The organism is Variovorax paradoxus B4 (genome assembly GCF_000463015.1).
Taxonomy (GTDB): domain Bacteria; phylum Pseudomonadota; class Gammaproteobacteria; order Burkholderiales; family Burkholderiaceae_C; genus Variovorax; species Variovorax paradoxus_E.
Map to the genome: position 1 here is coordinate 2,748,398 of NC_022247.1, position 23,990 is coordinate 2,772,387.

The 23,990-nt window shown below is 67.7% G+C and carries 17 protein-coding genes; 9 read left to right on the forward strand and 8 right to left on the reverse strand.

Features of this window, described 5'->3' with window-relative positions:
- Positions 1-11: 11 nt before the first annotated feature.
- From VAPA_RS12775 to VAPA_RS12785, 3 genes are all read right to left on the reverse strand, one after another.
- Complete coding sequence (locus tag VAPA_RS12775) at positions 12-1,310, reverse strand: type II toxin-antitoxin system HipA family toxin (RefSeq protein ID WP_021007188.1); 1,299 nt, start codon at positions 1,308-1,310, stop codon at positions 12-14.
- Entirely contained in the window at positions 1,307-1,636 is a 330-nt protein-coding gene (locus VAPA_RS12780; RefSeq protein WP_021007189.1) for a helix-turn-helix domain-containing protein, read from the reverse strand. Before VAPA_RS12780 ends, VAPA_RS12775 begins: the two co-directional genes overlap by 4 nt.
- A 63-nt stretch (positions 1,637-1,699) precedes the next feature.
- Positions 1,700-2,461 carry a hypothetical protein gene (locus tag VAPA_RS12785; RefSeq protein ID WP_021007190.1) on the reverse strand — a complete coding sequence of 254 codons (762 nt, stop codon included), beginning with the start codon at positions 2,459-2,461 and terminating at the stop codon, positions 1,700-1,702.
- 113 nt (positions 2,462-2,574) lie between these two features.
- Here VAPA_RS12785 and smc point away from each other — a divergent pair, with 113 nt between their 5' ends.
- From smc to def, 5 genes are all read left to right on the forward strand, one after another.
- The gene (gene smc, locus VAPA_RS12790) at positions 2,575-6,090 is read left to right on the forward strand and encodes a chromosome segregation protein SMC (RefSeq protein WP_021007191.1); all 3,516 of its coding nucleotides are present in this window, start codon (positions 2,575-2,577) and stop codon (positions 6,088-6,090) included.
- A gap of 12 nt (positions 6,091-6,102) precedes the next feature.
- Positions 6,103-7,203 carry a cell division protein ZipA C-terminal FtsZ-binding domain-containing protein gene (locus tag VAPA_RS12795; protein WP_021007192.1) on the forward strand — a complete coding sequence of 367 codons (1,101 nt, stop codon included), beginning with the start codon at positions 6,103-6,105 and terminating at the stop codon, positions 7,201-7,203.
- Between the two features lie 22 nt (positions 7,204-7,225).
- Complete coding sequence (gene ligA, locus VAPA_RS12800) at positions 7,226-9,310, forward strand: NAD-dependent DNA ligase LigA (protein WP_021007193.1); 2,085 nt, start codon at positions 7,226-7,228, stop codon at positions 9,308-9,310.
- A 113-nt stretch (positions 9,311-9,423) separates the two neighbouring features.
- Positions 9,424-9,876, forward strand: coding sequence for a hypothetical protein (locus VAPA_RS33895; RefSeq protein ID WP_021007194.1), 453 nt, complete (start codon positions 9,424-9,426; stop codon positions 9,874-9,876).
- Between the two features lie 34 nt (positions 9,877-9,910).
- Positions 9,911-10,450: a peptide deformylase gene (gene def / locus VAPA_RS12805; RefSeq protein WP_021007195.1), complete on the forward strand. Its 540-nt coding sequence runs from the start codon at positions 9,911-9,913 to the stop codon at positions 10,448-10,450.
- A gap of 41 nt (positions 10,451-10,491) precedes the next feature.
- On the opposite strand, the gene VAPA_RS12810 is transcribed toward def, so the two are convergent.
- Positions 10,492-10,887 (reverse strand): DoxX family protein, encoded by a 396-nt coding sequence (locus VAPA_RS12810; protein WP_021007196.1) that lies wholly within the window; start codon positions 10,885-10,887, stop codon positions 10,492-10,494.
- A gap of 173 nt (positions 10,888-11,060) precedes the next feature.
- Here VAPA_RS12810 and VAPA_RS12815 point away from each other — a divergent pair, with 173 nt between their 5' ends.
- Genes VAPA_RS12815 through VAPA_RS12825 form a run of 3 tightly spaced genes read left to right on the forward strand, consistent with a single transcriptional unit; the run spans position 11,061 to position 14,145 of the window.
- Complete coding sequence (locus VAPA_RS12815) at positions 11,061-12,095, forward strand: amino acid ABC transporter substrate-binding protein (RefSeq protein ID WP_021007197.1); 1,035 nt, start codon at positions 11,061-11,063, stop codon at positions 12,093-12,095.
- Entirely contained in the window at positions 12,092-13,090 is a 999-nt protein-coding gene (locus tag VAPA_RS12820) for an amino acid ABC transporter permease (protein ID WP_021007198.1), read from the forward strand. The genes VAPA_RS12815 and VAPA_RS12820 overlap by 4 nt, the downstream gene beginning before the upstream one ends.
- Positions 13,087-14,145 (forward strand): amino acid ABC transporter permease, encoded by a 1,059-nt coding sequence (locus VAPA_RS12825; RefSeq protein ID WP_021007199.1) that lies wholly within the window; start codon positions 13,087-13,089, stop codon positions 14,143-14,145. Before VAPA_RS12820 ends, VAPA_RS12825 begins: the two co-directional genes overlap by 4 nt.
- On the opposite strand, the gene VAPA_RS12830 is transcribed toward VAPA_RS12825, so the two are convergent.
- The 4 genes from VAPA_RS12830 to map all read right to left on the reverse strand — a co-directional run bounded on the left by VAPA_RS12830 (position 14,100) and on the right by map (position 19,846).
- Positions 14,100-14,612: a hypothetical protein gene (locus VAPA_RS12830; protein ID WP_021007200.1), complete on the reverse strand. Its 513-nt coding sequence runs from the start codon at positions 14,610-14,612 to the stop codon at positions 14,100-14,102. The two genes, VAPA_RS12825 and VAPA_RS12830, sit on opposite strands and share 46 nt — an antisense overlap.
- 28 nt (positions 14,613-14,640) lie before the next feature.
- Positions 14,641-16,296 (reverse strand): phosphoglucomutase (alpha-D-glucose-1,6-bisphosphate-dependent), encoded by a 1,656-nt coding sequence (gene pgm / locus VAPA_RS12835; RefSeq protein ID WP_021007201.1) that lies wholly within the window; start codon positions 16,294-16,296, stop codon positions 14,641-14,643.
- A gap of 84 nt (positions 16,297-16,380) precedes the next feature.
- Positions 16,381-18,987 (reverse strand): [protein-PII] uridylyltransferase, encoded by a 2,607-nt coding sequence (locus VAPA_RS12840; protein WP_021007202.1) that lies wholly within the window; start codon positions 18,985-18,987, stop codon positions 16,381-16,383.
- A gap of 34 nt (positions 18,988-19,021) precedes the next feature.
- The gene (gene map, locus VAPA_RS12845) at positions 19,022-19,846 is read right to left on the reverse strand and encodes a type I methionyl aminopeptidase (RefSeq protein WP_021007203.1); all 825 of its coding nucleotides are present in this window, start codon (positions 19,844-19,846) and stop codon (positions 19,022-19,024) included.
- 115 nt (positions 19,847-19,961) lie between these two features.
- Here map and purL point away from each other — a divergent pair, with 115 nt between their 5' ends.
- Positions 19,962-23,984, forward strand: coding sequence for a phosphoribosylformylglycinamidine synthase (purL, locus tag VAPA_RS12850; RefSeq protein WP_021007204.1), 4,023 nt, complete (start codon positions 19,962-19,964; stop codon positions 23,982-23,984).
- The last annotated feature ends 6 nt before the right edge of the window (positions 23,985-23,990 follow it).

Sequence of the window (23,990 nt, forward strand, 5' to 3'; positions counted from 1 at the left end):
TTTTCGCTTTCTTATTTGCCGCGCCTGGTCATGCCTTGCAGCAAGGGATGTGCCTGCAAGCGCTGCTGCAGCCGTTCTTTCCACGCGGCAGGCAGCGTTGATGCGTCGATCATCCCGGGCCACTGGCTGCGCGCGAGCCGCGCCGTGTCGGCGACGGCGCGCCGCACCAGCGGCTCGTGCAGCCCGGCCGAGAAGCAGAAGGCGCGCACGTTGGCGGGTGTGAACAGGGCGGTCCGCCTGGGGGCGGCCTCGCCGGGTGCCGCAGGCAGAAGAGGCAGGGCATGGCCGTCGACGCCCTGGAGCGCCGCATACGCCACGATGTCGTAGGCCGGGGCCAGCCGCGGCGCGATGCCGTCGGGGTACAGCACGCCGAAGTTCTTCAAATGCGCGTCGGGGTTGCCGAGCAGATCGTTCACCGCGAGGCGCCGCACGAGTTCGAGCACCGCTTCTTCGCCGAGCGATGGAAAGGCGCGCATGGCCAGCGCCATGTCGAGATAGCTGGCGCTGTACTTGTGCATCGGGTCGACGGCGAGCACCTGTGCGAAGTCCTCGAAATGAATGCGGCGCGCGCCTTCGCGGTCGAAACGCGTCACGGCAAGAAAGTCGGGCTCATCGGGCAGCGCGTAGCTGTGCTCGGCCGCAATGGCCGAGAGCGGCGCGAGTTCGGCGTGGCAGACCTCGACGCCGGCCGCGCCTGCCAGTTGAAGCGACAGCATCTCCAACTGCGGCATGTGGGGGCGCCCGGCCACGGGCAGCTTGGCGATCACGCGCGTGCTCGCACCGGCGCGGGTGCGGGCCACGTAGCGCCCGCCTTGCCGGCGCAGGCCGAGCTTGGGCTGCACGCCCGACACCGAGATGCCTTGCGGCATGGGCAACTCGACCACGGACATCTCGAGCGCGTCCTGGTCCTGGGTGATGAGCCGCTGCAAGGTGCCGCGGTCGACCGCAACCGGCCGGGCGCTCACCGCGCCGGGCAGGTCGCCGCCGCAGGCCGCAAGCAGTTCGAAATGGTCGTTCTCGCGGCAGCCGCGCAACTGCGCGATATGGCTGCGCAGCACGCCTTCGGGCAGCAGGTTCTGGAAGAAGCGCGGCAACTGCCCGCCCTGTGCGTTGAAAAGCGGGTTCCTGACATCGCTCCACAGGGCCGCCTGCGCCGAGGGATCGCTGGCCACCATCGAAAGCGAAAGCACCTCGGGCGGCGGCGCACCAATCAGTTCCGGCTCCGCCACGAAGCGGCACAGGTCGGCGTACTGGAAGAGCTTGCCGAAGCGGCGCGCGCCGAGCCAGATCTCGAGGATCTTGACGTTCATGGCGAACGCTTCCTCGAACGGGGCTCGGAAGCCGATGCCGACGGCGCAGCCGCACCGCCGACGGCATCGCCGATGCGCGTGGGAACCGGGCGATAGCCGGGATCCGCATCCGTGCGTTCGCCGAAGCCCTTGGGCGCGAGCTGCAGTTCGAGGCCCAGGGCATCCACCAGCGCCAGCAGGGAGGACATCTGCGGATTCCCCTTCAGGCTCAGCGCATTGCGTACCGAGCGCTCGGTCAGGCCGGAGCGCAGCGCAATGTCCGCATGGGTGAGGCCCGTGGCATCGCGCCGGGCCGTCAGGGCGGTGACGAGTTCTTGCTTGGTCACGGAAAGATATTACCGCAAATGCGAGTTTGGGAAATATCTTTCCGTGACCAAGTGGCTGAATCCTTACCTGGGTACCAGTGTGAAGAAAGGCATCACGACGCCCATGACCCAGTTCTGGCCGAAATCGAGTGCCGCGCGCCGGTATTTCTCGTCGGCCTGGGCGGCCAGCAGGTCGAGCCGTGCCACCACCTTGGACAGTTCGCGGTCGGCCACGAGGTTGCGCCCGCGCTCGCTGATCTCGGTGGCCAGCAGCAGGGGCTGGCCGTCGGGGCCCGTCTTGGAGGCAATCAGCCAGAGCGATATCTCGAAGTTGCGAGCGGCCCGGAAGCTGTTCTCGGCGTTGACGCCGTCGAGCATGGTCTGGTCCCAGGTGTCGCCGTTGGCCTGTTTGAGCATCGTGGCCCAGCCGACGACCAGCGCCGCCACCCGGTCCCCCTGGTAGCCCTGCGGGCCGGCGTCGAAAGCCATGCGGATGGCATCGATGCCGGTGGCGCCGCGCAGCTCGGGCAGGGCGGGGCCGGTCAGCACCGCATCCCAGGCGCGCTGGGCGGCTGCCTCGACGCTGGCTGCCGACTTGCGCCATTCGCGCGGATTGCGCCGGTAGAGCGTGGTCTGCACGCGCCGGATCGATTGCAGGTTGTCGCGCAGGGAAAGATTGGCAATGCGGTTGGCGCTGGACTGCAACCATTCCTGGTTGGTATAGGGTTCGGCGCGGTCGGTGGAACGCACGGCCGCGCAGCCGCCGAGGCCCAGCAGGGCGGCCGCACCAGCCAGCAGGCAACCGCGGCGCACGGCAAGGGGTGATGAAACCAGGGAATCGCTCATGCCCTGACGTTATCATCCACGGCTGGGGCGGCGGCCTGTCTCGAACGGCAGGTCCGTGCAATTTTCCTTACAAATCAACACCTTGGCGTCATGCCAAGGCAGGCCGACAAGTCGTGCGTCTCAATTCCATCAAGCTTTCGGGCTTCAAGTCGTTCGCCGAACCCACCAACTTCCTGCTGCCGGGCCAACTGGTCGGCGTCGTCGGGCCCAACGGTTGCGGCAAGTCGAACATCATGGATGCGGTGCGCTGGGTGCTGGGCGAGTCGCGCGCGTCGGAGCTGCGCGGCGAGTCGATGCAGGACGTGATCTTCAACGGCACGACCACGCGCAAGCAGGCCAGCCGTTCGAGCGTGGAACTGGTGTTCGACAACGCCGACCACCGCGCGGGTGGCCAGTGGAACCAGTTCGGCGAAATCGCGGTGCGGCGCGTGCTCACGCGCGACGGCACCAGCAGCTACTACATCAACAACCAGCCGGTGCGCCGCCGCGACGTGCAGGACGTGTTCCTGGGCACGGGCCTGGGGCCCCGCGCCTACGCCATCATCGGCCAGGGCACGATCAGCCGGATCATCGAATCCAAGCCCGAAGAACTGCGCCTGTTCCTCGAAGAGGCTGCGGGCGTCTCCAAGTACAAGGAGCGACGGCGCGAAACCGAGAACCGGCTGGGCGACACGCGCGAGAACCTCACGCGCGTGGAAGACATCCTGCGCGAGCTCAACGCCAACCTCGAAAAACTCGAGAAGCAGGCCGAAGTGGCCGCGCGCTACAACACGCTGCAGGGCGACGCCACCAGGAAGCAGCACCAGCTGTGGTTCCTGAAGCGAAGCGAAAGCGATGCCGACCAGGCCAGGATCAAGGCCGACTCGGAAAAGGCCATCAACGACCTCGAATCGCGCACCGCCGACCTGCGCCGCATCGAATCCGAACTTGAAACCGTGCGTCAGGCCCACTACGCGGCCGGCGACCAGGTCAACCAGGCCCAGGGCAAGCTCTACGAAGCCAGTGCCGAAGTGGGCCGCCTCGAAGGCGAGATCCGCTTCGTGGTCGAAGGTCGCCAGCGCGTGGAGCAGCGGCTGGTCCAGCTGCGCGAGCAGATGGGCCAATGGGGCCACCGCCGCGAAGAGGCCGAGGCGGAGATCGAAACCCTGGCCGGCCAGGGCGTCGACGCCGAGGAGCAGGCCGTGCTGCTGGCCGCGCAGCTCGAGGAACACGACGCGCGCATGCCCGAGCTCGAGGAAGCCGTGCAGCGCGCCCAGGACGAAGCCAACGCCCAGCGCACGGCCGTCTCGCAGGTGCAGCAGCAGATCCAGGTGCTGGCCGCCGACCAGCGCAACATCGAAGAGCAGAGCCGGCAGCTCACGCAGCGCAGCGAACGCCTGCGCGCCGACCAGAACGCCCTGGCCGCGCCCGACGAAGCGCGCCTGCAATCCCTGCAGGACGAGCACGCGGCCGCACAGGAAACCGCGAGCGAGGCCGACGCCCGCCTGCACGAGCTGCAGGACTCGGTGCCGCAGCTCGACGACGACCGCCGCGCGAAGCAGCAGGCCGTCAACACCGAAGGCGCGCGCCATGCCGAGCTCTCGGCGCGGCTCGAGGCACTGCGTGCGCTGCAGGAAAAGGTCAAGACCGACGGCAAGCTGGCGCCCTGGCTTGCCAAGCACGGGCTCGAAGGCATGCAGGGGCTGTGGAGCCGCATCCACATCGAGCAGGGCTGGGAAAACGCGCTCGAAGCGGCGCTGCGCGAGCGCCTGGGCGCGCTCGAAGTCAGCCGGCTCGACATGGTGCGCGCCTTCGGCAACGATGCGCCGCCTGCCAAACTCGCGTTCTACAGCCCGCCCGCGGCCGGCGCGCCGCAGGACGGCGGCACGCTGCCTCGCCTGTCGAGCCTGCTGCGCCTGAACGATGCGGGCCTGCAGGCCTTGCTGACCGACTGGCTGCACGGCTGCTACACGGCGCAGAGTTTCGAAGAGGCGCTCGCGCAGCGCGCGACGCTGCAGCCGGGCGAAGTCATCTACGTGCAGAGCGGCCACGCCGTGTTCTCGCACAGCGTGAACTTCTACGCCCCCGATTCCGAACAGGCCGGCCTCCTGGCGCGCCAGCAGGAAATGGAAAACCTCGAGCGCCAGCTGCGGGCCCAGGTGCTCATCAGCGAAGAGGCACGCACGGCGCTGGTCCGCGCCGAAGCCGCCTACGCCGATGCCGCGCAGCGCCTCGTGACGGCGCGCCGCGAAGCCGCGGAAACGCAATCGCGTGCGCATGAACTGCAGGTCGAGACACTGCGCATGACGCAGCTCGCCGAGCAGACGCGCGCGCGCAGCGAGCAGCTGGCCACCGACCTTGGCGAGGTCGACGCGCAACTCGAGGAGCTGCAGGAAAGGCGCATGTCCGCCGAAGGCCGCTTCGAAGAGCTCGACATGCAGCTGGCCGACAGCCAGGAGCGCCACGCGCAGCTCGACGAACGCGTGATCGAAGCCGGCCGCGCGCTGGCCGCAAGCCGCGAGCAGCATCGCAGCCTCGAGCGGCAGGCGCAGGAGGCCACCTTCTCGCAGCGCACGCTCGAAGCCCGCCGCGGCGAGCTGAACCGCGCGATCGAAACCGCATCGCAGCAGGTGCTGTCGCTCACCGACGAAGACGAGCGCGCCCGGGCCGAACTCGGCCGCCTGTCCGACGCGGCGGCCCAGGCCGGCCTGCAGGACGCGCTGGCGCTCAAGCTCGAGCGCGAGGCCGCGCTGGGTGCGGCGCGCAGCCAGTACGACGACCTCACGCTGAAGCTGCGTGCCAGCGACGAACGCCGGCTGCAGCTCGAGCGCGAACTCGATCCGCTGCGCCAGCGCATCACCGAATTCCAGCTCAAGGAACAGGCCGCGCGCCTGGGCGTCGAGCAATACCAGCAACTGCTCGACGACGCCGGCGCCGACCTCGAGGCCATTGCCCAGTCGATCGAAACCGACAAGGTCCGCCTCACCGGCCTGCAAGGCGAAATCGACCGCCTGAACCGCGAAGTGGTGGCGCTGGGCGCGGTCAACCTGGCAGCACTCGACGAGCTCGCCGTGGCCAGCGAACGCAAGACCTTCCTCGACGCGCAGTCCGCCGACCTGAACGAGGCCATCGGCACCCTCGAGGACGCCATCCGCAAGATCGACGCCGAAACGCGCGACCTGCTGGGTGGCACCTTCAAGATCGTCAACGAGCACTTCAGCCGCATGTTCCCCGAGCTGTTCGGCGGCGGCAATGCGCGGCTGGTGATGACGGGCGACGAAATCCTCGATGCCGGCGTGCAGGTGCTGGCGCAGCCTCCGGGCAAGAAGAACCAGACCATCCACCTGCTCTCGGGTGGCGAAAAAGCGCTCACAGCCATCGCGCTGGTGTTTGCGATTTTCCAGCTCAACCCGGCGCCTTTCTGCCTGCTCGACGAAGTGGACGCGCCGCTGGATGACGCGAACACCGAACGCTATGCCAAACTCGTGACCGCCATGAGCCGCGAAACCCAGTTCCTCTTCATCAGCCACAACAAGATCGCCATGGAAATGGCCGAGCAGCTGATCGGCGTCACCATGCAGGAGCAGGGTGTCTCGCGGATCGTCGCAGTCGACATGGAAGCGGCTGCCTCCATGGTCGAAGCTGCTTGAGCCGGGCAGCGCATGAGCAATCTCACTCTCGCCCTGGCCATCCTCGGCGGCCTCGTCCTCGCGGCCGTCGTTGCCTACAACACCGTGACCTCGCGCCGCAATGCGCCGCGGCAGCCCGACGCCGCTGACGGCGGCTTGTCCGAAGCGAATCGGCCATCTTCCTCGTCCGACGGGGTGGAGCCGATGCTGCATGTCGATCCGCACCAGATGCCGGGCCACGAACGCCACGAGCCCCTGTTCGACCCCGACCTGCCCGCGCCGGGTGCCAGCCCGGTGCCGGCGGCCGAGCGGCGCGGCGGGCTCGATCCGCTCATCGATGTGATCGCGCCGGTGTCGCTGGACGGGCTCGCATCGGGCGATGCGGCCATCGCGGCCATGCCGCCCACGCGCCGCGCGGGCAGCAAGCCCGTGGCCATCGAAGGGTTGAACGAGCACACCGGCCAGTGGGAGCCGCCCGTGCCGGGCCAGCGCTACAGCGCGTTCCAGGTGGGCGTGCAGCTGGCCAACCGCACCGGCGCGCTCAACGAGATCGAATACTCCGAATTCGTCGTCAAGGCGCAGGCCTTTGCCGATGCCGTCAATGGCGCGCTCGAATTTCCCGAAATGCTCGACGAGGTGGCGCGCGCCCGCGAACTCGATCAGTTCGCAAGCGCGCACGATGCCCAGCTGGGTTTCGTGCTGCGCGCGCTGCATGCGGCCTGGAGTCCCGGCTATGTGCAGCAGAACGCCGCCCGCCTGGGTTTCGTGGCCGGGATCATCCCGGGGCGCATGGTGCTGCCGACCAGCGAGGTCGGGCTGCCTCCGGTCCTCGGACTCTCGTTCGACACGCAGGCCGCGCTGGCCGACGACCCGGCGCAATCGGCCATCCGCGAGCTCAGCCTGAGCCTGGACGTGCCGCAGGTCGACCGCGCCGAGCAGCCGTTCCGCCGCATGCGCGAAGCCGCCGCCACGCTGGCGCGCGAGATGGACGGCGTGGTCACCGACAGCGACGGACAACTGCTGCGCGAAGAAACCATGGACGTGATCGGCGCCGACCTCGAGCAGCTCTACGACACGCTCGAGTCGCGCGACCTGGCCGCCGGTTCGCCGCTGGCGCGCCGCCTCTTCAGCTGATCCGATCGTTCGGGAGACACCCATGACCACGCGCGACGAAGCGGCACGCGAAGCCGCCGCACTGAGCGAACAGCTCCACAAGCACGCCCATCTTTACTACGTGCTCGACGCACCCGAGCTGCCTGACGCCGAGTACGACAGGATGTTCCAGCGGCTGCAGGCACTGGAGGCCGAATACCCCGAACTGCGCAGGCCCGATTCGCCCACGCAGCGCGTCGGCGGCAAGGTGCTCGATGGCTTCGTGAAGGTGCGCCACAGGGTGCCGATGCTGTCGATCCGCACCGAGACCGACATCACGCCCGACGGTGCGAGCGCGTTCGACGCCCGCGTGCGCAAGGAGCTCGGCCTGGCCGAGGACGGGCCGCAGGTCGAGTACGTCTGCGAGCTCAAGTTCGACGGCCTGGCCATGAACCTGCGCTACGAGAACGGGGTGCTGGTACAGGCCGCGACGCGCGGCGACGGCGAAGTCGGCGAAGAAGTCACGCAGAACATCCGCACGGTGCGCGAGATTCCGCTGCGGCTCAACGGCAAGGCGCCGCCCGTGGTCGAGGTGCGCGGCGAGATCTACATGAAGCGCGCCGATTTCGACGCGCTCAACGAGCGCCAGCGCGAGAAGATCGCGGCCGGGCAGAAGAACGAGAAGGTCTTCGTCAACCCGCGCAATGCGGCGGCCGGCGCGGTGCGCCAGCTCGATCCGGCCATTGCGGCGGCGCGGCCGCTGAGCTTTTTTGCCTACGGCCTCGGCGAGGTCACGCCGGCCAGCGAAGGCGGACCGGATTTTCCGACCCAGTTCGAATGGCTGCAGCAGTTCGATGCCTGGGGATTCCCGGTGGCCAAACAGACTGCGCGTGCGACCGGCGCCATTGAACTGATTGCCTTCCACGAGAACATCGGGCGCCAGCGCGATGCCTTGCCCTACGACATCGACGGCGTGGTCTACAAGGTCGACAGCATCGAGCTGCAGCGGCGGCTGGGCTTCGTCTCGCGCGAGCCGCGCTGGGCCGTGGCGCACAAGTATCCGGCGCAGGAGCAGATCACCGAGGTGCTCGGCATCGAAGTGCAAGTGGGCCGCACCGGCAAGCTCACGCCGGTGGCCAAGCTCGCGCCGGTGTTCGTCGGCGGCGTGACCGTGACCAACGCCACGCTGCACAACGAGGACGAGGCACGCCGCAAGGACGTGCGCGTGGGCGACAAGGTCATCGTGCGGCGTGCCGGCGACGTGATCCCCGAAGTGGTCGGCGTGGTGCCGGAAAGCCTGGCCCGGCCCGACAGCGAGCGCGGGCCGCTGTTCACCATGCCGCACCAGTGCCCGGTGTGCGGATCGGAGGCGCTGCGCGAAGAAGGCGAAGTCGACTACCGCTGCACCGGCGGCCTGTTCTGCGCGGCCCAGCGCAAGGAAGCCATCCTGCACTTTGCGGCGCGGCGCGCGGTCGACATCGACGGGCTCGGCGACAAGCTGGTCGAGCAATTGGTCGATGCCAACCTGATCCGCATCTTGCCCGACCTCTACAGGCTGGGGTTCACCACTCTGGCGGGGCTGGACCGCATGGCCGAGAAGTCGGCCAGGAACCTCGTCGATGCGCTCGAGGCCTCGAAGAAGACCACGCTGCCGCGCTTCCTGTTCGGGCTCGGGATCCGGCATGTGGGCGAGAGCACCGCGAAAGACCTGGCCAAGCATTTCGGCAAGCTCGACGCGATCATGGACGCGAGCGAGGAGCAGTTGCTTGAAGTCAACGATGTCGGCCCGGTCGTTGCCCAAAGCCTGCGCACCTTCTTCGACCAGCCGCACAACCGCGAGGTGGTCGAGCAGCTGCGGGCCTGCGGGCTGACGTGGGAAGAGGGCGAGCCCGCTGCGCGTGCCCCCAAGCCGTTGGCGGGTCTGACCTTCGTGATTACCGGTACCCTTCCTACGCTGAGCAGGGACGAAGCGAAGGATAAATTGGAGGCAGCCGGCGCCAAGGTGGCGGGCTCGGTCAGCAAGAAGACAAGCTACCTTGTGGCTGGCGAGGAGGCCGGCAGCAAGCTCGACAAGGCCCGTGAAATCGGCGTGAACGTGATCGATGAAGCGCATATGCTGGAGATACTTGCCAATGGTGTTCCGGGTTGAAGGAGCGGATGGCGCGGTGTTCTTACCGCCCGTTACGCGACTTCACACCGGCGCAGTCAACAGGGTCTACAAGCTGACGTTGAAGAAAACAGAAGGCTGACAAGGAGTCCCTCATGCAGAAAATTCGTGTTCTCGGTATCTGTGTCGCCGTCGGCGGCTTCGCGCTGCTCGGCGGCTGCGTGGCTGTTCCTGGCGACCCTTACTACAGTGGGGGCTATTCGCAGCCGTACTACGCGGACCCGGTGGTGGTGAATCCGGCGCCGGTCTATATCCAGGGTGGCGGTTACTACGACGGCGGGCGCCGCTATTACGACCGCCCCTACTACGACAGGCCTTATTACGGACGGCCGGGCTACCCGGCGGTGCGACCGGTGCCCGTGCCGGTGCCTGTGCCTTCTCGTCCCGGTTGGGGAGGCGGCCGACCGCCTGGTGGTGGAGCCATCGTGCCGCCGACCGGCAATACAGGCGTGTCGCCGCTGCCGCAGTACCGGTCGCAGCCGCCGCGCGGCGCGTCGCGACTGTGGTCGTCGCCGGACTCCAAGACGCCGAGCCAAACCCCTCCGTGACCGCGTGGCGGGGCCGCTCGCGATAATCCCCGCCATGGCCATCCGCGAAATCCTCAAGATGGGCGACCCCCGGTTGCTGCGCGTTGCGCAGCCGGTGGTTGCCTTCGACAACGACGAGCTGCACCTGCTGGTGCGCGACATGTTCGAGACCATGCTGGCAGTCAATGGCGCCGGCTTGGCCGCGCCGCAGATCGGCGTCGACCAGCAGCTCGTGATCTTCGGCACCGATGTCGTCAATCCCCGCTACCCCGACGCACCCCCGGTGCCGCGCACCGTGCTCCTGAATCCGGTCATCACGCCGATCGGCGAGGAGGAAGAAGAGGGCTGGGAAGGCTGCCTGTCGGTGCCGGGCCTGCGCGGCGTGGTGCCGCGCTTCGCGAACATCCGCTACACCGGCTTCGATCCCTACGGCGATCCGATCGACCGCATCGCAAGCGGCTTTCATGCGCGCGTGGTGCAGCATGAAGTCGATCACCTGCTGGGCAAGCTCTATCCGATGCGGGTGCGCGACTTCTCGCGCTTCGGCTACACCGACGTCCTGTTTCCAGGGCTCGACGCCAACGACGACGATTGACGAAAAAAGCGGCCGGTTCGTCACCGGCCGCTTGCTTTCTTTCAGTTGTACTTGCCGCCCAGGCCGAAGCGGCCGCCGCCGAAGAGCGCGATGGCGATCGCCGAGAACAGGAACATGCCCTGCAGCTCCAGTGCCCAGCCGCCCTGGCCATTGAGCGCGCCCAGGTCCTTCTGATGCACGAGCCAGATGGCCGCCAGCATGTTGAGGGCAACGATCAGTGCGGCCGGCCGCGTGAACAGCCCCACGATGAGCAGCACCGGCGCAAGGATCTCTCCGACATAGACCAGGTAGGCCAAGGCAGCCGGCAAGCCATGGGATGCCAGCATGCCGCCGATCCCGTCGACGCCTTTGCCGACCTTCGCAATGCCGTGCAGCAGGATGAGGATGCCGAGTGCGACGCGCAGAACGAGCTTGCCGGTGTCGTCGGATTTGGTCATGAGCAGATTCCTGGTGAAGTTGTTGGAGGCCCGTATGTTAGTGAATGCGGCCGGCGAGAAAAACCCGTAGCCGGCGGCGCACGCAGCATATGCATTCAACTGTCCGTTCCTTGGCAGGGTGGCGCGCAGCCTCGTACACTGCCTTTCGCTCGTTGTTGAGGAGAACATACCAAATGAAGAACCGATTCCGTCCCGCACTGGCCGTGGCCGCAACCGTTGCAGCGTTTGCCGCTGCCGCCCCCGCCTTTGCCGGCAAGACCCTCGATGCCGTCAAGCAGCGCGGCACCGTGAAGTGCGGCGTGACCAATGGCGTGGCCGGGTTCTCCGCGCCGGATACGCAGGGCAACTGGTCGGGCCTGGACGTCGACACCTGCCGCGCGATTGCCGCGGCCGTGCTGGGCGATCCGAAGAAGGTCGACTTCGTGCCGCTCAATTCGCAGCAGCGCTTCTCGGCCCTGCAGGCCGGCGAGATCGACATCCTCGCGCGCAACACCACCTGGACGCTCACGCGCGACACCTCGCTGGGCTTCAACTTCACCACCATCACCTACTACGACGGCCAGGGCTTCCTGGTGCCGAAGAAGCTCAAGGTCACGAGCGCCAAGCAGCTCAAGAACGCCACCATCTGCACGCAGTCGGGCACCACCAACGAGAAGAACGTGTCCGACTACTTCCGCGCGCAGAACATCCCGGTCAAGACCGTCGTCTTCGAAAGCTTCGAAGCCTCGTTCAAGGCCTTCTTCTCCGGCCGTTGCCAGGCCTTCACCACCGACGCCTCGGCGCTGGCGGGCCTGCGCAACAAGGAAGCGCCGAACCCTGACGACTACGTCATCCTGCCCGAGCTGATTTCCAAGGAACCGCTCGCGCCGCTGGTGCGCCGCGGCGACGACGAATGGTTTGCCATTGCCAAGTGGGTGCCCAACGCGCTCATCGAGGCAGAAGAATTCGGTGTCACGCAGGCCAATGCCGACGAGCTCAAGGCCAACAGCAAGGACCCGGCGCAGCAGCGCCTGGTCGGCACCGGCGAAGACCTGGGCAAGCTGCTGGGCCTCGACAAGGACTGGTCGTTCCGCGCCATCAAGGCCGTGGGGAACTACGGCGAGATGTTCGAGCGCAACGTCGGGCCGAAATCGGTCCTCAAGCTGCCGCGCGGCTCGAACAACCTCTGGAACAAGGGCGGCCTGATCTACGCACCACCCGTTCGATGAGCCGGGAAGCCTCGCGCCGCGGCGCCTGGCTGGCCTGGGTCGTCCAGTCGCTGCTGGTGCTGGCCGTCGTGGCCGGCGCCTTCTGGGTGGTGCACCATGCGCTCGAAGTGCTGCGTGCGCGCGGCGTCCGCTCGGGCTTCGACTTTCTCGTCGAGCCCGCGGGCTTCTCCATCAGCGAAGGCTGGCTCGACTTCGATGCCAGCCAGCCGTTCTGGCGCGCCTTTCTGGCAGGCCTGGTCAACACGGTGCGCGCCTCGGTCCCCGCAGCGATCTTCTCGGTCGTGCTCGGCACCCTGATCGGCATCGGCCGGCTCGCGCCGCATGTGCTGCTGCGCGGCATCTGCACCGCTTATGTCGAATTGCTGCGCAACGTGCCGCTGCTCGTGCAGTTGCTGATGCTGGCCTTTGCCATCGCCAACCTGCTGCCCGACCCCACCGAACCTGTGCGGCTGCTGCCCGGCGTGTGGCTCAGCAAGGCCGGCCTCAGCGTGCCCTGGCCGGCGTCGGGCGAGGGCGGCTGGTGGCCCACGCACTTCGAATGGCCCGAGCGCGGCGACTTCGGCGTGAGCGGCGGCGCGGCGCTGAGCCCGGAGTACGTGACCATCGTCGCCGGCCTGTCCTTCTATTCGGCAGCGTTCGTGGCCGAGATCGTGCGCGCCGGCATCCTCTCGGTGTCGCAAGGGCAGGTGCTGGCCGGGCAGGCGCTGGGCCTCACGCCGGTGCAGCAGCTGCGCATCGTGATCCTGCCGCAGGCGCTGCGGGTGATCGTGCCTTCGCTCACCAACCAGCTGCTCAGCCTGACCAAGAATTCATCGCTCGCGGTGGCCGTGGGTTATCCGGAGCTGGTGTCGGTGGCCAACACCACCATCGGCTCGAACGGGCGGGCCTTCGAGTGCATCGCGATCATCATGGCGGTGTACCTGCTGCTGTCGCTGCTGATCTCCTTCGGCATGAATCGCTACAACGCGCGCGTCGCGCTCAGGGGCTGGCGATGAGGAACGTCGCCCAGGGCCCCATCGCCTGGCGCAGCGAACTCTGGGGTTCGCCGCTGCGGGCCCTGGCCACCGTGCTGCTGGTCGTGCTGCTGGCGTGGGGCGGCTTCCACGCCATTGAATGGGGCGTGGTGCACGCCGTGTTCCGGCCTGACGCAGAAGCCTGCCGCGCTGTGCAGCACGGCGCCTGCTGGGGCGTGGTGGCCGAGAAATGGCGGCCGATGCTGTTCGGGCGCTTTCCCTACGAAGAGCAATGGCGCCCGGCCATTGCCGTGGTCGTGCTGTCGGCCGTGACCGTGCTGAGCGCCTGGCCGCGCAGCTGGCGCTGGTGGCTGGCACCGCTCTGGATTGCGGCGCTGCTGTTGTTCGTGCTGCTGATGCGCGGCGGCGTGGCGGGCCTCGTCCCTGTGCCAACCAGCCGCTGGGGCGGACTGCCACTCACCATCGGCCTTGCCGTGGTGGGCCTGGCGCTGGCCTTTCCGCTGGCGCTGCTGCTTGCGCTGGGGCGCCGCTCGGGCTGGCCGGTGGTTCGCACGCTCAGCGCGAGCTACATCGAGCTGGTGCGCGGCGTGCCGCTGATCTCGGTGCTGTTCATGGCGTCGTTCCTGCTGCCGCTGCTCTGGCCCGCGGGCTGGCAACCCGACGTGCTGGTGCGCGTGCTGGCGGGACTCACGCTGTTCGTGGCGGCCTACCTGGCCGAGATCATCCGCGGCGGGCTGCAGGCCGTGCCGCGCGGGCAGACCGAGGTGGCGATGGCGCTGGGCTTCGGACGCTGGCCGGTGCAGCGGGACATCGTGCTGCCGCAGGCCCTGCGGCTGGTGGTGCCGGCGCTGACCAACAGCGTGGTCGGCACGCTGAAAGACACCTCGCTGGTCACGGTGGTCGGCCTGTTCGAGCTGACCGGCGCGCTGGGCCTGGCGCTCGGCGGCGACCCGACCTGGCGGCCGTTCTACCTCGAGGGCTACCTCTTTATTGCAGCGGTGTACTGGGTGCTGTGCTTCGGGCTTTCGCGCTACAGCGTGTGGCTCGAGCGGCGGCTGGGAGAGGGCACGCGCTGAGCCGGACCGGCCGAGGATGCATGCGGTTGCGCCAGTGTCTCGAGAGTCTGGACCTGCCACGCGAATTCATCCTCGAAGGCCGTCGGGTCCGTGATCGCATAGCCACCGTAGGCATAGACAGCCGCATAGGCTGCGTAGCTCGCGGCCTCGAGGGCCCGGCCGGCCAGGGCATTGGCCACCGCATACGTGGCGGAAACCGCCGCATGTGCCGAGCCATCGATCGAGTTCGAGCCCCGGTGCCCGTTCGCCACGGCCGCCAACTCCGCGCGGGCCGCCGTCAAGGCTGCTTCGTCGGCCTTGCCGTCGAGAACGGCATGCGCCACCGAGAGGCCTTCGATGGCGCGCGGGTCTTCCAGCAGATGCCCGATGCGGTCCGCGCAAGCCAGGCCGAAAGCCAGGCGCAGCGATGCGTGCCCGGGATCGTTCAGGCCAAGCTCGGCGGCGAGACGCGACAGTTCGGTGTTCATGGCAGCGCCGGACGTTCGATGAAGCTTCTCAGCCAGTCGCCAGCGCCTTGTCCACCAGCTGCTGCGCTTCCTCGAGGATGCGGCCCAGGTGCTCGGCACCGAGAAAGCTCTCGCCGTAGATCTTGTAGATGTTCTCGGTGCCCGAGGGCCGCGCGGCGAACCAGCCGTTCTCTGTGACCACCTTCACGCCACCGATGGCCGCGCCGTTGCCCGGGGCGCGGCTCAGCACGTTCTGGATCTTCTCGCCTGCGAGCTCGGTGGACAGCACCTGCTGCGGCGACAGGCTCGAGAGCTTCTTCTTCTGCTCGACGGTGGCCGCCGCGTCCACGCGATTGGCCACCGGCTGGCCCAGCGCCTGCGCCAGTTCGGCAAAGCGTTCGCCAGGGTCGCGCCCGGTGCGCGCGGCAATTTCGGCCGAGAGCAGGGCGGGAACGATGCCGTCCTTGTCGGTGGTCCAGACCGAGCCGTCGCGCCGCAGGAAGGTGGCGCCCGCGCTTTCCTCGCCGCCGAAGCCCAGCGACGAATCCACCAGCCCGTCGACGAACCACTTGAAGCCCACCGGCACCTCGTACAGCTTGCGGCCCAGCCGGGCGGCCACGCGGTCGATCATCTGGCTGCTGACCACCGTCTTGCCGACCGCCGCATGCGCCGCCCATTGCGGCCGGTGCGTGAAGAGGTAGTCGACCATCACCGCCAGGTAGTTGTTGGGCGGCAGCAGCCCCGCGCTGCGCGTGACGATGCCGTGGCGGTCATGGTCGGTGTCGCAGGCGAAGGCAATGCCGAAGCGGTCCCGCAGGCCGATCAGCTTGTGCATGGCATCGGGCGACGACGGGTCCATGCGGATGCGGCCGTCCCAGTCGAGCGACATGAAGCGGAAGGTGGGATCGACCTCCTGGCTCAGAACGTTGAGCCGCCCGAGCTTGTAGCGCTCGGCGATGGCCGGCCAGTAGCGCACGCCGGCGCCACCCAGCGGATCGACGCCGAGATCGACTGCAACGTCGCGGATCGCATCCATGTCGAGCACCAGCGCGAGGTCTTCGACATAGGTGTTCAGGTAGTCGTGGCGGTGCGTGGTCGAGGCGCGCAGCGCCTGTGCGAGCGGCAGGCGCTTCACGCCCTTGAGGCCGGCTGCAAGAAAGGCGTTGGCCGCGGCTTCGACCGCCGAGGTGATGTCGGTGCCCGCGGGGCCGCCGTTGGGCGGGTTGTACTTGAAGCCACCGCTTTCGGGCGGATTGTGCGAAGGCGTGATCACGATGCCGTCGGCCAGCCCCGTCGTGCGTCCGCGGTTGTAGACCAGGATCGCATGCGAGACGGCCGGCGTAGGCGTGTACTCGTCGTCCTTCGAGAGCATCAGCTCGACGCCGTTGGCCGCCAGCACCTCGACCGCGCTGTTGAAGGCGGGCGTCGAAAGCGCATGCGTGTCGATGCCGAGGAACAGCGGGCCGTCGATGCCCTTCTGGCGCCGGTAGTCGGCAATGGCCTGGCTCATGGCCAGCACATGCCATTCGTTGAATGCGTTGTCGAAGGAGGAGCCGCGGTGGCCCGAGGTTCCGAAGGCCACGCGCTGCGAAGGCACCGAGGGATCGGGCTGGCCCGCGTAGTAGGCCGAAACGAGGCGCGGGACGTTGACGAGCAGGTCCAGCGGTGCGGGCTGGCCCGCGAGGGGATTGGTTTTCTGGCTCATGTCGAGGGTTGCCGTTCGAGTTGAATCAAGTCGGCACCATCATGCCGCAGGATGCACCCGCGGATGAAACAAGCGGAAAGCGGCTCAGGACGCCAGCGCTTCCATCAGCTCGGTCTCGATGGCCAGTTGCGTCTTCTGGCCCTGCAGTTCCGGCCCGCTGATCAGGAAGGTGTCTTCCACCCGCTCGCCCAGGGTCGTGACCTTGGCGAGCTGCAGGTTCAGGTGATGCCGTGCGAGCACGCGCGCCACCGAATAAAGCAGCCCGGCGCGGTCGCTGGCCGAGATGTTGAGCAGCCAGCGCTGCGCCTTGTCGTCGGGCAGCAGGCTGATGCGCGGCTTGATCGGAAAGCTGCGCACGCGCCGCGACACGCGGCCCACGCTGGGTGGGGGCAGGGGGCCGGCTTCGGTCAGCGTCTGCGCCAGGCCCGACTCCACCATGCTGATGAGATCGCGGTAGTGGTCGGGCAGGAAGGTGGTCACCACCTGAAACGTGTCGAGCGCGTAGCCGTTGCTCGTGGTGTGTACTTTCGCGTCAAGGATGCTGAACGAGGACTGGTCGAAGTAGCCGCAGATGCGCGCGAACAGGTCGGGCTGGTCGGGCGTGTAGACCACCACCTGCAGGCCTTCGCCGACAGGCGAAAGATGCGCCCGCACGATCGGCGGCGCCTTGGGGTCCACGGGCACATTGGGCGGTGGCACGAAGCGCGAGAGCTGCTTGGCATGCCAGGCGATCTCGGCGGCATCGTGGCGCATGAAGTAGCCGACGTCGAGCGTGGCCCACAGGGCCTTGTGGGCCTCGAAGCGCTGGGCGTGCAGCGCAAGCTGCACCAGCGCCTCGCGCTTGCGCGATTCCACCTCGGCGTCGGGGTCGGGCATGCGGCCGCCGAGCGCGCGCAGGGTGAAGCGGTACAGGTCTTCGAGCAGCTTGCCCTTCCAGGCATTCCACACGCGCGGCGAGGTGCCGCGGATGTCGGCCACCGTCAACAGATAGAGCGCGGTCAGATAGCGCTCGTTGCCCACGCGCTTGGCGAAGGCGCCGATCACCTCGGGGTCGCTCAGGTCCTGCTTCTGCGCGACCTGGCTCATCACCAGGTGCTCTGCAACCAGGAATTCGATCAGCCTGGAATCTTCGCGCGCGATGCCGTGCTGCTTGCAGAAACGCTGCACGTCGCGTGCGCCGAGCGTGGAATGGTCGCCGCCGCGTCCCTTGGCGATGTCGTGGAACAGCGCCGCCACGTAAAGGATCCATGGCTTGTCCCAGCCCGCCGCGAGTTGCGAGCAGAACGGGTATTCGTGCGCATGCTCGGCAATGAAGAAGCGCCGCACGTTGCGCAGCACCATCAGGATGTGCTGGTCCACCGTGTACACATGGAACAGGTCGTGCTGCATCTGCCCCACGATGCTGCGGAACACCCGCAGGTAGCGCCCCAGCACCGAGGTCTGGTTCATGAGCCGGAACGCATGCGTGATGCCGTAGGGCTGCAGCAGGATGCGCATGAAGGTCTGGTGGTTGACCGGGTCGTTGCGGAACTTGCTGTCCATCACGTGGCGCGCGTTGTAGAGCGCGCGCAGCGTGCGTGCCGACAGGCCTTTCACGCCGATGGTCTTCTGGTAGAGAAGAAAGGTCTCGAGAATGGCGTGCGGCTCGCGCTCGTAGAGGTCGTCGCTCGCAATCTCGATCAGGCCGGCGCGCTCGTAGAAGCGCTCGTTGATCGGCGTGTGCTGCTCGTCCACCGGCTGCAGCCGCTCCGCGATGTTCAGCAGCAGGATCTGGTTGAGCTGCGACACCGCCTTGGCCGCCCAGTAGTAGCGCCGCATCAACGCCTCGCTGGACTTGCGCTGCGATTCGCCTTCGTAGCCGAAGCTCGCGGCCACGGCGGTCTGCAGGTCGAACACCAGGCGGTCCTCGCGCCGGTTGGCAATCACATGCAGGCGCGCACGGATCAGCGAGAGCAGCGCTTCGTTGCGCTTGATCTGCTGTGCCTCGAACGAGGTGGCCAGGCCGTTCTTGGCGAGGTCGTCCCACCGGCCACCGAAGCCGGCGGCCTTGGTCATCCAGAGGATGGTCTGCAGGTCGCGCAGGCCGCCCGGCGATTCCTTGCAGTTGGGCTCGAGCGCATAGGGCGTGTTGTCGAATTTCTGGTGGCGATGGCGCATTTCCTGCGACTTGGCCACGAAGAAGGCCTGCGGATCGATGGCCCGTGCGAAGCGCCTGCGGAACGCCACGAAGAGCTTCTTGTCGCCCGTGATCAGCCGCGACTCGAGCAGCGAGGTCTGGACCGTGACGTCCTTCTCGGCTTCGGCCAGGCACTCGTCGACGGTGCGCACGCTGGAGCCGATCTCGAGCCCCGCGTCCCAGCAGTGGCCGATGAAGGCCTCGATGCGGGCCGGATCGACCGCGCCGGCCTCGCCCTCGGGCGGCAGCAGCAGCAGCACGTCGACGTCGGAGTAGGGGAACAGTTCGCCGCGGCCGAAGCCGCCCACGGCCACCAGCGCGAGCGAGTCGCCGAAATCGGCTTCCCGCCAGAGCGCGCACAGCGTCTGGTCGGCCAGGGCCGACAGCTGCCGCAGCACCGTGTGTACGCTACGCGTGGGCGCGCGGGCAAAGCGCAGGGTGTCGAACAGCGCCAGCTTCCTGGCGCGATAGGCTTCGCGCAGCGTGGCGACATCGATCTTGGCTGGTTCGATCACGGCTGTGTCCTCGGCCGTGCGCCGCTCGCGCGGCTCACGTTTTCGTGGAGGTGACGAACGAGGGCAGGGGTGGGCTGCCTTCCGACAGCGTGAGCACCTCGTAGCCCGTTTCGGTGACCAGCACCGTGTGTTCCCATTGCGCCGACAGCGAACGGTCGCGGGTGACGATGGTCCAGCCGTCGTACTGGCCGCCCTTGAAGTCTTCCTTCACCTCGCGCTTGCCGGCGTTGATCATCGGCTCGATGGTGAAGATCATGCCGGGCTTGAGTTCTTCCAGCGTGCCCGGTCGGCCGTAGTGCAGCACTTGGGGTTCTTCGTGGAACCGCTGGCCCACGCCGTGGCCGCAGAATTCGCGCACCACCGAAAAGCCCTGGCCTTCGGCGAATTTCTGGATCGCGTGGCCCACGTCGCCCAGGTGGGCGCCCGGGCGCACCTGCAGGATGCCATGCCACATGGCTTCGAAAGTGATGTGGCACAGGCGCTTGGCGGCAATGGAGGTATCGCCGATGATGTACATGCGGCTGTTGTCGCCGAACCAGCCGTCCTTGATGACGGTCACGTCGACGTTCATGATGTCGCCCTTTTTCAGCGGCTTGTCATTGGGGATGCCGTGGCAGACCACGTGGTTCACCGAGGTGCAGAGCGACTTCGGAAAAGGCACGCTGCTGGCGCCCATGTAGCCCACGGTCGCCGAGGTGGTGCCCTGCTTGACCATGTATTCGGCGGCCAGGCGGTCGACATCGTTCGTGGTGATGCCGGGCTTGATGAGGGGCGTGAGGTAGTCCAGCACCTCGGAAGCCAGGCGGCAGGCGACGCGCATGGCTTCGATGCCTGCGGCGTCTTTGTAGGTAATGCTCATCCCGGAATTATCCCATTCACCCGGCTAAAATTCAGGGCTTACGCGGATGGCCCCAGTCAGCGGCCGTCCGCCTCGATTTTTCTGATTCCCAACGCGGCCCCAGGCCCATTCGACCGTGACGCAGCCCGCACCTCAAGCCCTTCCCGTCGTAACCCTTTTCGAGGGCGGCAGCGCACTCAGCGATTTCCGCGCGCGGCAGCTGCTGCCAAAGCTGCAGGCGATCGAGCCGCGCATCGAGAGCATCAGCGCCCGTTTCGTGCACCTGGTGGTCACCGATGCGGCGCTCGGCGCGGCCGACCACGAGCGCTTCGCCGCGCTCCTGACCTACGGCGAGCCCTTCGAGGCCCCGGCCAAGGCGGGCACTTCGGTGGTCGTCACGCCCCGCCTGGGCACCGTTTCGCCCTGGGCTTCCAAGGCCACCGACATCGCCCACAACTGCGGCCTGGCGCTGCGACGGGTCGAGCGGGTCACCCAGTACCACCTGAAGCTCAAGGCCCCGCTGATCGGCAAGGCGCCCGTGCTCGAGGGCGACCTGCTGGCCGCCGTGGCCGTTCCGCTGCACGACCGCATGACCGAATCGGTGCTGGCCACGGTGGAGCAGGCCGCCAGCCTGTTCAGCGAGCTGCCGGCCCAGCCGATGGCGCAGGTCGATGTGCAGGGCGGCGGCCGCGCCGCGCTGGTGGCGGCCAACACGGGTTTCGGCCTGGCGCTGGCGGAAGACGAGATCGACTACCTGGTCGAAGCCTTCACCCGGCTCGGGCGCAACCCGAGCGACGTCGAGCTGATGATGTTCGCGCAGGCCAACAGCGAGCACTGCCGCCACAAGATCTTCAACGCCAGCTTCACCATCGATGGCGAGGCCCAGCCGCAAAGCCTGTTCTCGATGATCCGCCACACCGAGAAGCAGAACCCGCAGCACACGGTGATCGCCTATGCGGACAACGCCTCGGTGATGGAGGGCACGACGGTCGAGCGCTTCATTCCGGCTGCGGGCTCGCAGAGCTATCAAAAAGATAGCGCGCTGAGCCACGTGCTGATGAAGGTCGAGACGCACAACCACCCGACCGCCATTTCCCCGTTTCCGGGTGCCTCGACCGGCGCGGGCGGCGAGATCCGCGACGAAGGCGCCACCGGCCGCGGCTCCAAGCCCAAGGCCGGCCTGACGGGCTTCACGGTGTCGAAGCTCTGGCCGGAAGAGGGCCACTACGGCAAGCCTGAGCACATTGCCAGCCCGCTGCAGATCATGACCGAGGGCCCGCTGGGCGGCGCCGCGTTCAACAACGAATTCGGCCGGCCCAACCTGCTGGGCTATTTCCGCGAATACGAGCAGACCGTGGCGAGCGACCTCGACATCGTGCAGCGCGGCTATCACAAGCCCATCATGATCGCGGGCGGCTTGGGGCAAATCGACGCCACGCAGACCAAGAAGATCCAGTTCCCGGCCGGCTCGCTGCTGATCCAGCTCGGCGGCCCTGGCATGCGCATCGGCATGGGCGGCAGCGCCGCGAGTTCCATGGCCACGGGCGCCAACGCGGCCGAGCTCGACTTCGACTCGGTGCAGCGCGGCAACCCCGAAATCGAACGCCGTGCGCAGGAGGTCATCAACCACTGCTGGCAGCAGGGCGCGGCCAACCCGATCCTCGCGATCCACGACGTGGGCGCGGGCGGCCTGAGCAATGCCTTCCCCGAGTTGACCAACGACGCCGGCCGCGGCGCGCGCTTCGACCTGCGCGCCGTGCCGCTGGAGGAATCGGGCATGGCGCCGAACGAGATCTGGTGCAACGAATGCCAGGAGCGCTATGTGCTGGCCATTGCGCCGGAATCGCTCGAACAGTTCAAGGCCTTCTGCGAGCGCGAGCGCTGCCCGTTCTCGGTGGTGGGTGTGGCGACCGAGGAGCGCCAGCTGCTGGTGGCCGACGAAGGCGCCGAGGTGCAGCCCGTCGAGATGCCGATGGACGTGCTGCTCGGCAAGCCGCCCAAGATGCACCGCGACGTCAAGGCGCTGGCGCGCAGCTTCAAGCCGCTCGACCTCACGGGCGTCGACCTGCAGAAGGCCGCCATCGACGTGCTGTCGCACCCGACGGTGGCCTCCAAGCGCTTCCTGATCACCATCGGCGACCGCACCGTGGGCGGCCTGAGCCACCGCGACCAGATGGTCGGCCCCTGGCAGGTGCCGGTGGCCGATTGCGCCGTGACGCTGGCCGACTACAGGGGCTTCGCCGGCGAGGTGATGAGCATGGGCGAGCGCACGCCGCTGGCGGTGCTCGACGCGCCGGCCTCGGGCCGCATGGCCGTGGCCGAGGCCATCACCAACCTGCTGGCGGCGCCGATCGAGCTTTCGCGCGTGAAGCTCTCGGCCAACTGGATGGCCGCCTGCGGCGAGCCCGGCGAAGACGCCGCGCTGTACGAAACCGTCAAGGCCGTGGGCCTTGAGCTGTGTCCGGCGCTCGGCGTGTCGATTCCGGTCGGCAAGGATTCGCTGTCGATGCGCACGCAGTGGAAGGATGGGGACGAAGCCAGGAAGGTCACCTCGCCCGTGAGCCTGATCGTGACCGCCTTCGCCACGCTGGCCGACGTGCGCGGCACGCTCACGCCGCAGCTCGATGCCTCGGAGGCCGACACCACGCTGGTGCTGATCGACCTGGGCCGCGGCCAGCACCGCATGGCCGGCAGCATCCTGGCGCAGACGCTGAACCAGAGCGGCGACACCGTGCCCGACCTCGACGACCCGGCGCAACTCGTCGCGCTGGTCAATGCCGTGAACGCGCTGCGCGCCGACGGCAAGATCCTGGCCATGCACGACCGCAGCGACGGCGGCCTGTTCGCCACCGCCTGCGAAATGGCCTTTGCGGGCCACGTGGGCGTGGCGCTCAACGTCGACATGCTGGTCACCGAAGGCGACGGCATCTCCGACAGCCGCATGGAAACCGGCGACGCCAAGAACTGGGCGCAGCAGGTCAGCGCGCGGCGCGAGGAGCTCACGCTGAAGGCGCTGTTCAACGAAGAGCTCGGCATGGTGCTGCAGGTGCGCACCGAAGAGCGCAACGACGTGATGCAGGTGCTGCGCGCCCACGGCCTCAGCGCCCACAGCCACTTCGTCGGCAAGACGCGGCCCGCCAGCTCCACGATGGATGCCGGCAAGGGCAAACTCGAAGTCTGGCGCGATGCCAAGTCGGTGTTCAGCGCGACGCTGCAGGACCTGCACCAGGTGTGGGACTCGGTCAGCTGGAAGATCGCCCGCGAGCGTGACAACCCGGACTGCGCCAATGCCGAGCACGCCGCGGCGGGCGAACCCGCCGATCCGGGCCTGCACTGGCATGTCTCGCCGCCGCTCGGCAAGGGCTGGGGTGAACTCGGCCCGGGGCTGCTGTCGTCGCGCCCCAAGGTTGCCATCCTGCGCGAGCAGGGCGTCAATTCGCATGTCGAGATGGCCTACGCGTTCACTGAAGCAGGCTTCGAAGCCTTCGACGTCCACATGACCGACCTGCAGGCGGGCAGGGCGGACCTCGCCGACTTCAAGGGGGTGGTGGCCTGCGGCGGCTTCAGCTACGGCGACACGCTGGGCGCCGGCATCGGCTGGGCGCGCAGCATCACCTTCAACCCGAAGCTCGCCGAACAGTTCAAGGCCTTCTTCGGCCGCGAAGATACCTTCGGCCTGGGCGTGTGCAACGGCTGCCAGATGTTCGCCGAACTGGCCGACATCATTCCCGGCGCCGAGGCCTGGCCGCGTTTCACCACCAACCAGAGCGAGCGCTTCGAGGCGCGCCTGTCGATGGTCGAGGTGCTCGAATCGCCGAGCATCTTCTTTGCGGGCATGGCCGGCACGCGCCTGCCGATCGCAGTGGCGCACGGCGAGGGCTATGCCAACTTCAAGCACCGCGGCGACGCGGCCAAGGCCATTGCGGCGATGCGCTTCGTGGACAACCACGGCAACCCGACCGAGCAGTACCCGTTCAATCCGAACGGCAGCGCGGGCGGCCTGACCTCGGTGACCACGCCCGACGGCCGCTTCACGGCCGTGATGCCGCACCCCGAGCGCGTGTTCCGCAACATCCAGATGAGCTGGACCGGTGGCGACAAGAACGAACTGAGCCCGTGGATGCGCATCTGGCGCAATGCGCGCCGCTGGGTGGGCTGAAAGAAA

Coding starts and splice junctions, on each gene's coding strand:
- VAPA_RS12775 (WP_021007188.1), bottom strand. CDS start 1,310: ATGAACGTCAAGATCCTCGAGATCTGGCTCGGCGCGCGCCGCTTCGGC.
- VAPA_RS12785 (WP_021007190.1), bottom strand. CDS start 2,461: ATGAGCGATTCCCTGGTTTCATCACCCCTTGCCGTGCGCCGCGGTTGC.
- VAPA_RS12795 (WP_021007192.1), top strand. CDS start 6,103: ATGAGCAATCTCACTCTCGCCCTGGCCATCCTCGGCGGCCTCGTCCTC.
- ligA (WP_021007193.1), top strand. CDS start 7,226: ATGACCACGCGCGACGAAGCGGCACGCGAAGCCGCCGCACTGAGCGAA.
- VAPA_RS33895 (WP_021007194.1), top strand. CDS start 9,424: ATGCAGAAAATTCGTGTTCTCGGTATCTGTGTCGCCGTCGGCGGCTTC.
- def (WP_021007195.1), top strand. CDS start 9,911: ATGGCCATCCGCGAAATCCTCAAGATGGGCGACCCCCGGTTGCTGCGC.
- VAPA_RS12810 (WP_021007196.1), bottom strand. CDS start 10,887: ATGACCAAATCCGACGACACCGGCAAGCTCGTTCTGCGCGTCGCACTC.
- VAPA_RS12815 (WP_021007197.1), top strand. CDS start 11,061: ATGAAGAACCGATTCCGTCCCGCACTGGCCGTGGCCGCAACCGTTGCA.
- VAPA_RS12820 (WP_021007198.1), top strand. CDS start 12,092: ATGAGCCGGGAAGCCTCGCGCCGCGGCGCCTGGCTGGCCTGGGTCGTC.
- VAPA_RS12825 (WP_021007199.1), top strand. CDS start 13,087: ATGAGGAACGTCGCCCAGGGCCCCATCGCCTGGCGCAGCGAACTCTGG.
- VAPA_RS12830 (WP_021007200.1), bottom strand. CDS start 14,612: ATGAACACCGAACTGTCGCGTCTCGCCGCCGAGCTTGGCCTGAACGAT.
- pgm (WP_021007201.1), bottom strand. CDS start 16,296: ATGAGCCAGAAAACCAATCCCCTCGCGGGCCAGCCCGCACCGCTGGAC.
- map (WP_021007203.1), bottom strand. CDS start 19,846: ATGAGCATTACCTACAAAGACGCCGCAGGCATCGAAGCCATGCGCGTC.